Origin of the sequence: Leclercia adecarboxylata (assembly GCF_035787115.1) — a bacterium.
Lineage (GTDB): Bacteria > Pseudomonadota > Gammaproteobacteria > Enterobacterales > Enterobacteriaceae > Enterobacter > Enterobacter adecarboxylatus_E.
Window position 1 is genome coordinate 60,119 of the sequence record NZ_JALKTL010000007.1, and the last position, 10,849, is coordinate 70,967.

11 protein-coding genes are annotated in these 10,849 nt (G+C 53.5%); 10 read left to right on the top strand and 1 reads right to left on the bottom strand.

Annotated elements, in window-relative coordinates:
* Position 1: 1 nt before the first annotated feature.
* Positions 2-358, bottom strand: coding sequence for a DUF3302 domain-containing protein (locus MXM41_RS19080; RefSeq protein ID WP_325933713.1), 357 nt, complete (start codon positions 356-358; stop codon positions 2-4).
* A 654-nt stretch (positions 359-1,012) separates the two neighbouring features.
* Here MXM41_RS19080 and MXM41_RS19085 point away from each other — a divergent pair.
* The 10 genes from MXM41_RS19085 to MXM41_RS19130 all read left to right on the top strand — a co-directional run bounded on the left by MXM41_RS19085 (position 1,013) and on the right by MXM41_RS19130 (position 10,509).
* The gene (locus MXM41_RS19085; RefSeq protein WP_325933714.1) at positions 1,013-2,920 is read left to right on the top strand and encodes a PTS mannitol transporter subunit IICBA; all 1,908 of its coding nucleotides are present in this window, start codon (positions 1,013-1,015) and stop codon (positions 2,918-2,920) included.
* 105 nt (positions 2,921-3,025) lie between these two features.
* Complete coding sequence (gene mtlD, locus MXM41_RS19090; RefSeq protein WP_325933715.1) at positions 3,026-4,174, top strand: mannitol-1-phosphate 5-dehydrogenase; 1,149 nt, start codon at positions 3,026-3,028, stop codon at positions 4,172-4,174.
* A complete protein-coding gene (gene mtlR / locus MXM41_RS19095) occupies positions 4,171-4,761 on the top strand; it encodes a mannitol operon repressor MtlR (RefSeq protein ID WP_325933716.1) in 591 nt (196 codons plus the stop codon). The genes mtlD and mtlR overlap by 4 nt, the downstream gene beginning before the upstream one ends.
* Positions 4,762-4,820: 59 nt before the next feature.
* On the top strand, positions 4,821-5,183 hold the full coding sequence (locus tag MXM41_RS19100) for a YibL family ribosome-associated protein (RefSeq protein ID WP_325933717.1): 363 nt from the start codon (positions 4,821-4,823) through the stop codon (positions 5,181-5,183).
* A 488-nt stretch (positions 5,184-5,671) separates the two neighbouring features.
* Positions 5,672-7,360 carry a DUF2235 domain-containing protein gene (locus MXM41_RS19105; RefSeq protein WP_325933718.1) on the top strand — a complete coding sequence of 563 codons (1,689 nt, stop codon included), beginning with the start codon at positions 5,672-5,674 and terminating at the stop codon, positions 7,358-7,360.
* 10 nt (positions 7,361-7,370) lie between these two features.
* Positions 7,371-8,057 (top strand): DUF2931 family protein, encoded by a 687-nt coding sequence (locus MXM41_RS19110; RefSeq protein WP_325933720.1) that lies wholly within the window; start codon positions 7,371-7,373, stop codon positions 8,055-8,057.
* Positions 8,058-8,160: 103 nt separating this feature from the next.
* On the top strand, positions 8,161-8,847 hold the full coding sequence (locus MXM41_RS19115; RefSeq protein ID WP_325933721.1) for a DUF2931 family protein: 687 nt from the start codon (positions 8,161-8,163) through the stop codon (positions 8,845-8,847).
* A 103-nt stretch (positions 8,848-8,950) separates the two neighbouring features.
* Positions 8,951-9,652, top strand: a complete 702-nt coding sequence (locus MXM41_RS19120; protein ID WP_325933724.1) for a DUF2931 family protein — start codon at positions 8,951-8,953, stop codon at positions 9,650-9,652.
* Positions 9,639-9,812, top strand: a complete 174-nt coding sequence (locus MXM41_RS19125; RefSeq protein WP_325933727.1) for a hypothetical protein — start codon at positions 9,639-9,641, stop codon at positions 9,810-9,812. Before MXM41_RS19120 ends, MXM41_RS19125 begins: the two co-directional genes overlap by 14 nt.
* A gap of 10 nt (positions 9,813-9,822) precedes the next feature.
* On the top strand, positions 9,823-10,509 hold the full coding sequence (locus MXM41_RS19130) for a DUF2931 family protein (RefSeq protein ID WP_325933728.1): 687 nt from the start codon (positions 9,823-9,825) through the stop codon (positions 10,507-10,509).
* Positions 10,510-10,849: the final 340 nt, after the last annotated feature.

Sequence of the window (10,849 nt, forward strand, 5' to 3'; positions counted from 1 at the left end):
ATTAGTGCTCCGGCGTATTCTTATCAGCAGTGGGCGGCACTGCGGCCAGTTTTTGTTCCAGCTCGGCTACGCGCTTCGCCAGCGCATCCACGTCGGGATTGCATTCTGACGGCTGAATGTGGTTCTGCATCCCCCAGCCACGCTCTGGCTGATAAAGCGTTGCCCAAATCCACAGAAACGGCCAGATGGCATGAAGCGTAAACAGGCTAATCCACCCCGCCGTATGGATCGCATCGGCATGAGGATGGTTGCGCTTTTTGGCTATATTATAAGGAATGTCATGGATGGCGATGATTCCATAAAAAAGAACCAGGAAGACAAAAATCAACACACCCAGTGCAAAATAGTTAAGAAACATATTTGCCTCATTAAAAACGTAAACTCATTAAAACAATTAAATGGTAAGCAACCAAATTAATTCTTTGTTAAGTACATGGGCTGTACTTATTATTAAGAGTTGGGGAGTATGATTTTTTAATATATCTCCGTGCAAGTTTAGAAGCGTGACAAAATATATCCTGAATAATAATAGACTTAAGTTTACAGTATCAGCTAACTCTAGCTTAGAACTTTTCGCCCTACCACATTCCTGAACCGTTTTTTTAGCTATAAGTGTTGTTGACTTACATCCTGGCGTCGAATGGCACAGCAGATGTTGCATTCGATCACATCCAGAGAATTCCGCATAAAAATATTTTGTGGATTTGATCACACTCCAGAAACAAACCCGCGACCATAAAATGTGATTTATTTCACATTTATGTGCCTGCACTGTCGCTTTTGCGCGCATTGTACTTTTTTTACACGTCAATTTTGTGACCTTGATCACCTCATTTCTTACCACACCCCCTACATTTACGTGATTCAGATCACATAAATTTTGCCTGTCTGGACAGTTAAATCATTAAGTGCCAAATTTCACGTCATCAGAACAGTGCCTGGCTACCTCTGCCGCCGCATTCACAACAAACCTCGGGCCGAAGGCCTGCGTAAACAGAAGAAGGGGTGTTTTATGTCATCCGATTTCAAGATCAAAGTACAAAGCTTTGGTCGTTTCCTGAGTAACATGGTGATGCCAAATATCGGCGCGTTTATCGCGTGGGGTATCATCACTGCGTTATTTATTCCGACAGGGTGGTTGCCTAACGAAACGCTGGCGAAACTTGTTGGCCCAATGATTACCTATCTGCTGCCGCTGCTCATCGGTTATACCGGTGGTCGTCTGGTGGGCGGTGACCGTGGCGGCGTGGTCGGTGCGATCACCACCATGGGCGTTATCGTGGGTGCGGATATGCCGATGTTCCTCGGCGCGATGATTGCAGGTCCACTGGGCGGCTGGGCGATCAAGCGTTTTGACGTCTGGGTTGATGGTAAAATCAAATCCGGCTTCGAAATGCTGGTGAACAACTTCTCCGCCGGCATCATCGGTATGATCCTGGCGATTCTGGCGTTCCTCGGCATTGGCCCGGCAGTTGAAGTGCTCTCCAAACTGCTGGCAGCGGGCGTGAACTTCATGGTTGCCCACGACATGCTGCCGCTGGCGTCTATCTTTGTTGAACCGGCGAAAATCCTGTTCCTGAACAACGCCATCAACCACGGTATCTTCTCACCGCTGGGCATTCAGCAGTCTCACGACCTCGGCAAGTCTATCTTCTTCCTGATTGAAGCGAACCCGGGTCCGGGTATGGGCGTCCTGCTGGCATACATTTTCTTCGGTCGCGGTAGCGCGAAACAGTCTGCGGGCGGTGCGGCAATCATCCACTTCCTGGGCGGTATCCACGAAATTTACTTCCCGTACGTGCTGATGAACCCACGTCTGATCCTCGCCGTTATCCTCGGCGGTATGACTGGCGTATTCACCCTGAGCGTGCTGAACGGTGGTCTGGTCTCTCCTGCCTCTCCGGGTTCTATCCTGGCGGTACTGGCGATGACCCCGAAAGGCGCTTACTTCGCCAACCTCGCGGCAATCTTCGCGGCAATGGCGGTCTCCTTCGTAGTCTCCGCTATCCTGCTGAAAACCAGCAAAGTGAAAGAAGAAGACGATATCGAAGCGGCAACCCGTCGTATGCAGGACATGAAAGCCCAGTCTAAAGGCGCAACTCCGCTGGCTGCGGGCGATGTCTCCAACGATCTGAGCCACGTGCGTAAAATCATCGTTGCCTGCGACGCCGGTATGGGTTCCAGCGCCATGGGTGCAGGGGTTCTGCGTAAGAAAGTGGCGGATGCCGGTCTGTCTCAGATCTCCGTTACCAACAGCGCGATTAACAGCCTGCCGCCGGATGTTGACCTGGTCATCACCCACCGCGACCTGACCGAGCGTGCGATGCGCCAGGTACCGCAGGCGCAGCATATTTCGCTGACTAACTTCCTCGACAGCGGCCTGTACACCAGCCTGACCGAACGTCTGGTGGCGGCGCAACGTCACGAAGATAACGAAGTTAAAGTGCGTTCCAGCCTGCAGGACAGCTTTGACGAGAGCAACAGCCACCTGTTTAAACTGGGCGCGGAGAACATCTTCCTCGGCCGTACCGCGAGCAATAAAGAAGAAGCGATTCGCTTTGCCGGTGAGCAGCTGGTGAAAGGCGGCTACGTTCAGCCGGAATACGTTGATGCGATGCTGGAACGCGAAAAACTGACCCCAACCTACCTGGGCGAATCCATTGCGGTGCCGCACGGTACGGTTGAAGCGAAAGATCGCGTCCTGAAAACCGGCGTGGTGTTCTGTCAGTACCCGGCAGGCGTACGTTTCGGCGAAGAAGAAGATGACATCGCCCGTCTGGTGATTGGTATCGCGGCCCGTAACAACGAGCATATTCAGGTGATTACCAGCCTGACCAATGCTCTGGACGATGAGACGGTTATTGAACGTCTGGCTAACACCACCAGTGTCGAAGAAGTCCTGGCGCTGCTGAACAAGTAAGTTCTCTTCCCTCTCCCCAACGGGGAGAGGGCTAGGGTGAGGGGAAGTTTGCGAGGTTCCTCACCCCAGCCCTCTCGGGTAAAAACATTGATGAAGGTTAATACTATGAAAGCATTACATTTTGGCGCAGGTAACATCGGTCGTGGCTTTATCGGCAAACTGCTGGCTGACGCGGGCATTACGCTGACATTCGCCGATGTAAATCAGACGGTACTTGATGCCCTGAATGCACGTCATAGCTATCAGGTGCATGTGGTGGGTGAAAACGAGCAGGTTGACACCGTGACCGGCGTAAACGCGGTCAGCAGCATTGGCGATGAGGTTATCGATCTGATTGCCAGCGTTGACCTGGTAACGACCGCCGTGGGTCCGGTGGTGCTGGAGCGTATCGCACCGGCAGTGGCGAAAGGTCTGGCGAAACGTAAGGCCCAGGGCAACAATGCCCCGCTTAATATCATCGCCTGTGAAAACATGGTGCGTGGCACCACCCAGCTGAAAGGCCATGTTATGGCTGCGGTAGCCGATGAAGATAAAGCCTGGGTTGAAGAGCACGTAGGCTTTGTCGATTCCGCCGTGGATCGTATCGTGCCACCATCAGCGTCCGCCACTCACGATCCGCTGGAAGTGACCGTAGAGACCTTCAGTGAATGGATCGTCGACAAAACCCAGTTCAAAGGCCCACTGCCTGACATTGCGGGAATGGAATTAACGGATAACCTGATGGCATTTGTCGAGCGTAAGCTCTTCACGCTGAACACCGGGCATGCTATAACCGCCTACCTCGGTAAACTAGCGGGTCATCAGACCATTCGTGACGCGATCCTCGATGAGAACGTCCGCGCCGTGGTAAAAGGTGCAATGGACGAGAGCGGCGCGGTACTGATTAAACGCTACGGTTTTGATGCCGGGAAGCATGCGGCATATATTCAGAAAATCCTCGGTCGTTTTGAAAACCCGTATCTGAAAGATGACGTTGAGCGCGTCGGCCGTCAGCCGCTGCGCAAACTGAGTGCGGGCGATCGCCTGATCAAGCCGCTGCTCGGCACCCTGGAATATGGCCTGCCGCACACCAGTCTGGTCAAAGGTATTGCCGCCGCGATGCACTACCGCAGCGACGAAGATCCGCAGGCGCAGGAGCTGGCGCAGCTGATTGACGAGAAAGGTCCACAGGCCGCGCTGGCGCAGGTATCCGGTCTGGATGCCAACAGCGACGTGGTTGTGGAGGCGGTTTCCGACTATAACGCAACCAAATGATGCAGGAACTGGCGCAGGTCATCCTGCGCCCGGAATATAGATTGTCAGATATGCAGGCAATAATGGAACAAACCCAGGCCTTTGAAAACCGTGTGCTGGAGCGTCTGAATGCTGGCAAAACCGTTCGAAGTTTCCTGATATCCGCCGTCGAGTTGTTAACCGAGGCGGTGAATATCCTGGTGCTTCAGGTGTTTCGCAAAGACGACTACGCGGTGAAATACGCAGTTGAACCGTTACTCGACGGTGACGGCCCGTTGGGCGATTTATCCGTGCGTCTGAAACTGATCTATGGCCTGGGCGTCATCAGCCGTCACGAGTATGAAGATGCCGAGCTGCTGATGGCGTTGCGCGAGGAGCTCAATCACGACGGCAACGAATATTCGTTTACCGACGACGAGATCCTCGGCCCGCTGGGCGAGCTGCACTGCGTCACCGCCCTGCCCCCGGCGCCGCATTTTGATACCAGCGATCCTGAGCTGTACGCCATGCAGAAACAGCGTTACCAGCAAATTGTTCGCTCCACTATGGTACTCTCCCTGACCGAGCTGATTTCCCGAATCAGCTTAAAAAAAGCGTTTCAGAAGTAAGCCTGCGCACATTCGTGTATCCTTTGTCGTAATTCCCCCTGTTTTTAGAGCCATTTGTTATGAAAGAAGTCGAAAAGAGTGAAATTAAACGTCTGAGCGATCGTCTGGACCTGATCCGCCACCAGCAGGCCAGCCTCTCTCTGGTTGATGCCGCGGAGAAGTACGCCGAACTGGAAAAAGAGAAAGCGACGCTGGAAACCGAGATCGAGCGCCTGCGCAGCGTGCACGGCCAGAAGCTGAGTAAAGAGGCGCAGAAGCTGGCAAAACTGCCGTTCCGTCGCGCCATTACCAAAAAAGAGCAGGCCGACATGGGCAAGCTCAAGAAGAGCGTGCGCGGCCTGGTAGTTGTCCATCCGATGACCGAGCTGGGCCGTGAAATGGGTCTGAAAGAGATGACCGGTTTCAGCAAGACTGAGTTCTGATCTTTTGCCGGGTGGCGCGATGCTTACCCGGCATGCCTTCTTTCTAAAACATCTCCATCCTCATTGGCATGGTGAGAGTGAAATCTCATAATGCGGTGCTTTCCTTTTACGCTTAGTCGTACATCTGTTCCAAAAAAATCATAAAACACCCTATTTATCCGGCTTTCATTTGACAGTGATATTGCCATCACCCATTTACTATTGGCCGAAGATTTGGGCACAGCGAGAGTATACAAAGACAGGTGCTACGGAGTTTGCCACCACATCCAAAAGCCGAATTAAATTCCCTGGCCGTCTGTAAGCGGTCGAGATATAACCGCCATGTCCGACAGTACTTACAGCCCTTCCCTGGATCTGCTGAAGAAGACTGATGCAGCGCCCTTACTTTCTGAACACCAGAGACGACATTTTACAACCGAGATAGAGCATTAATTTTGGTTAAGGTATGATGAAAAACCAAATAACCACACAGAATAAATGGACTTATTATGGTTTCAGGTAAAACGGATCCACCGGAAGATAAGGGATATTACCGATATGAAATTATCGGAGATACCACCCATAAGACCAGCATTCATTGCAGCTTTAAAACCGTCCAGTGCCGGCGGGTGCCAGTCAGGGGAATCACACTGACCGTGGGGGTGTTCTTTGACGGCACGGGTAATAACCGGACAAATTCAGACGATTTGCGGCTGGCATATGCCCATTGCGCCGGTCTGGTCGGCGAGGAGCGAGCCAGGGCGTGCGCGAAGTATGAAGAGCATGCCAGAGCGGGGCTGGGTAACGCCAGTTGGCAGGGCGGGATAACTAATATTTCGCGGCTGTTTGATCTTTATCAGCCAAGTGATGAACTCAACGACAACGAGACAGAGGCGCAGGTGAAAGCCTACGTCAGCGGCATCGGGACGGCGGACGGAGAGAGTGATTCTATGTTGGGTCAAGCGCTGGGTAGTAGCCTTATCCGGCAGTTTCAAGGAGTGGTGACGAAGACCGATGAGGCGCTGGACAAGATCAGCGCAGAGCTTACCCGCTTTATCAAACTTAACCGTGACAAAATGGCGATCGCGAAAGTGCAGTTTGACGTATTCGGATTCAGCCGCGGGGCGGCGGCGGAGCGGCACTTTGCCAACCGGATAATGGACCAGGACGCGGCGATAGCGGCAGCGATAGAGAACGGACTGGATATGGCGGGGCATCATGGAAAACCTGCGGGTGAGGTGCGTTTTCTGGGGCTGTTTGACACGGTGGCAGCCATCGGGAGTCTGCTGAACTTCTACGGCATTAACGGGCGCAGCAACCCAGGGGTGAACCTTGAGCTGCGTCCCTCAGTGGCGCAAAAGGTGTTTCAGATAAGCGCGATGCACGAGTGCCGGTATAACTTCAGCCTGAACAGCATCGCAGGGATGTGGCCGGAGCTGGCGCTGCCGGGAGCGCACTCGGACATTGGCGGGGGCTACAACGCGGGGGAGGATGAAATATCCCTGCTGACGATGCCGGACTTTGAAGTGATACCGGAGGGCGCGGACGAGACGCAGACTGCGGTGTACCGTCAGACGGAGAAGATGCGTCAGGCGTTGTATTCGCTGCCGGCGCTGAAGTACCTGATGCCGCACGGTGTGGTGGAGACGAAAATGATTTCGTGGCCGTTAGTTAACCGGAACAAAGCGCGGGCGTTTATTTTTGAGAAGAAAGTCGGCGCGGCGGTGTTCATGACGCGTAAAGCGGTGCCGAACGACTGGGAAAAGGTGTGCATGCGGGTGATGCTCGATGCGGCACAAGACGCCGGGGTTATCTTTGCCCCGATACTCAGCAGTAACAAAGAGTTGACGCTGCCATCAGAACTGCTTCCCTTGTGTGCTAAAGCGATAGCGCAGGGACGCGCGGTCCGGCACGGCGCCAAGCCGGAGGGCTTTACGGCGGAGGAGATGCGGACTATCGGGCGTTATCTGCACTGTTCGGCGAACTGGAACATCGACTCTGACCTGAGCCTGTGGGTGAGTCCGTCATCAGGTGAGGTTTTCCTGCGAAACCACTATGCGCCGACGGATGAACGCTCCTTCGTGTGGCCGATGGCACCGGGCAAAGGATGGGTGCGGACGGTGTGGCGGATGGACGACCAGCAGCAGTGGGAAGACCAGGCGCGGGCGAACGCTGACGCGCTGGACGGACTTTTCTGAGGAGGCAGGGATGAGACGATTACCGCTAATGGTGGCTGTGCTGGGCGTCATGCTTCTTGCAGGCTGCCATGATCACAGGGCAGGCGTGAAGACGCTGCAGGGAGACGGCGTGGAGCAGTGGGGGAAGAAGCTGCCTTACGATAACTGGAATTTCAGTTTTATATACCCGAAAAATCTGCCAGCACTCGTGACGATGGTGTACCTGGAAGACGGGGATATCCGGGAGAGTATTTTCCGCCGGTTAGATCCTATGGACATCAGTGATCTGAGTGTCGGGAGTTGGCATGATTTGATGGGGGGATATGGCGGGTACTTTAACCGGGGGAAAGCGCTGCCGGTCAGGATGACAGTATGCTGGGACTCGGTTATCGACAAAAAAGCGTATGAAACGGAGATCTGGTTCAGTCAGGCGACGTGGCAGCAGATGACTACGGCATATCCTGATCCCTATCATCCGGGTAAACCTTACTACCGGAACCGAATGGCGGTTGGTCTGGCTCCTGGCGGTACTGTAAGGGTCTGGCTTGAGGATAACGGAAATCCATCCGTACTCCAGCATCCCGCCCGGCAACTCACCCTGACGGGGGATGATATGCTGATATGCAAAGGGGTAACGAAACATCCTAACGGGTATGTTTATTACGGAAAGACACCTGAGTTCATTAAAGGGAAAAACTATCCATATGGTAGCTGGTAGGGGAACGTCGTCCGGCGGGCAGCGGAGCCAGAGGGCTTTATTTGGGAAGGCCGGGCGCGGGCGACTGCGGACGCGCTGGACGGACTTTTCTGAGGAGGCAGGGATGAGACGATTACCGCTGATGGTGACCGTGCTGGGTTTCATAATTATTTCCGGCTGCCACGACCGCCGGGCAGGCGTGAAGTCGCTGCTGGGAGACGGCATGGAGCAGTGGGGGCAGAAACTGCCTTACGATCGCTGGCAGTTTAATTTTTTCTATCCCGTCAACCTGCCCGCGCTGGTAACGATGGTGTATCTGGAGGACGGGGATATCCGCGAAAGTATCTTCCGGCGACTGGACCCGACCGAACCCAGCCAGGGCAGTGTAGGAACATGGAGCCAGCGCGTGGGCGGATTCTCGGCAAATTTTAATATCGGCAAGGCGCTACCAGTCAGGATGACCGTATGCTGGGACTCAGTTATCGATAAAAAGGCGTATGAAACGGAGATCTGGTTCAGCCGGGAGACCTGGCAGCAGATGCTCGCGACCTATCCTGATACCTACCGCCCGGGAAAAACGTATTACCGAAACAAAATGATAATAGGTCTGGCCCCGGAAGGAAAAGTCAGAGTATGGCTGAAGGACAACCGGAATCCTGCTGTGCTTCAGCATCCCGCCCGGCAATTTACCCTGACAGGGGATGATATGCTGATATGTAAAGGGGTGACGAAACATCCTAACGGGTATGTTTATTACGGAAAGACACCTGAGTTCATTAAAGGGAAAAACTATCCATATGGTAGCTGGTAGAGGAACGCCGTCCGGCGGGCAGCGGAGCCAGAGGGCTTTATTTGGGAAGGCCGGGTGCGGGCGACTGCGGACGCGCTGGACGGACTTTTCTGAGGAGGCAGGGATGAGACGATTACCGCTGATGGTGACCGTGCTGGGTTTCATAATTATTTCCGGCTGCCACGACCGCCGGGCAGGCGTGAAGTCGCTGCTGGGAGACGGCGTGGAGCAATGGGGCCAGAAACTGCCTTACGATCGCTGGCAGTTTAATTTTTTCTATCCCGTCAACCTGCCCGCGCTGGTGACGATGGTGTATCTGGAGGACGGGGATATCCGCGAAAGTATCTTCCGGCGACTGGACCCGACCGAACCCAGCCAGAGCAGCGTAGGAACATGGAGCCCGCGCGTGGGCGGATTCTCGGCAAATTTTAATATCGGTAAGGCGCTACCGGTACGTATGACCGTTTGCTGGGATTCGATTATTGATAAAAAGGCCTATGAGACGGAGATCTGGTTCAGCCGGGAGACGTGGCAGCAGATGCTCGCTGCCTATCCTGATACCTATAAGCCGGGAAAGACGTATTACCGGGATAATATGATTATCGGGCTGGCTCCGGGTGGAACCGTGCGAGTCTGGCTTGAAGATAACGGCGATCCTGTTGTACTCCAGCATCCTGCCCGGCAGTTCACCCTGACAGGGGATGATATGCTGATATGCAAAAATGTTCCCAACCGGATTGATTTCAATTACATCGAGGTTAATGGTTACGATCCCTTCATCCGAAATTTTATTGAGGGGAAGCACTATCCATATGGTAACTGGTAGGGGTTACGACGTCCGGCGGACCACGGAGCCAGAGAGCTTCATTAAATCTAACAACTATGCGCCGACGGATGAACGCTCCTTCATATGGTGGATAAACGACCAGCAGCAGTGGGAAGAGCGGGCGCGGGCGACTGCCGACGCGCTGGACGGACTTTTCTGAGGAGGCAGGGATGAGACGATTACCGCTGATGGTGACCGTGCTGGGTTTCATAATTATTTCCGGCTGCCACGACCGCCGGGCAGGCGTAAAGTCGCTGCTGGGAGACGGCGTGGAACAGTGGGGGCAGAAACTGCCTTATGATCGCTGGCAGTTTAATTTTTTCTATCCCGTCAACCTGCCCGCGCTGGTAACGATGGTGTATCTGGAGGACGGGGATATCCGCGAAAGTATCTTCCGGCGACTGGACCCGACCGAACCCAGCCAGGGCAGTGTAGGAACATGGAGCCAGCGCGTGGGCGGATTCTCGGCAAATTTTAATATCGGCAAGGCGCTACCAGTCAGGATGACCGTATGCTGGGACTCAGTTATCGATAAAAAGGCGTATGAAACGGAGATCTGGTTCAGCCGGGAGACGTGGCAGCAGATGCTCGCTGCCTATCCTGATACCTATAAGCCGGGAAAGACGTATTACCGGGATAATATGATTATCGGGCTGGCTCCGGGTGGAACCGTGCGAGTCTGGCTTGAAGATAACGGCGATCCTGTTGTACTCCAGCATCCTGCCCGGCAGTTCACCCTGACAGGGGATGATATGCTGATATGCAAAGGGGTGACGAAACATCCTAACGGGTATGTTTATTACGGAAAGACACCTGAGTTCATTAAAGGGAAAAAATATCCATATGGTAACTGGTAGTTATAACGATCGGTAAAAGCAAAAGGATCTTCTTAAGATCCTTTTGAGCATTAATCTGTATGTAACAGGAGACGAAATTCACTATTTTTCTAAGTGCCGCATTTAAAGCTATGCTTTCAGGAGCGTCCAGATTGGCCCTACCAATTCCCCAACCAACCCTTCTCTGGTTCACACTTCCATAATCTTCACTTACAAAATCATTGCCGACCAATAACATTTGGTTAACCATTTGTTGTCATTAACCCTACATCACACTATTGGCAGGACCACTTTTACACATACTGTGACGCAGAGATGAGCACAGACTCACCGCCTCGCAGCAGGTGTGGTCCTCGGGAGA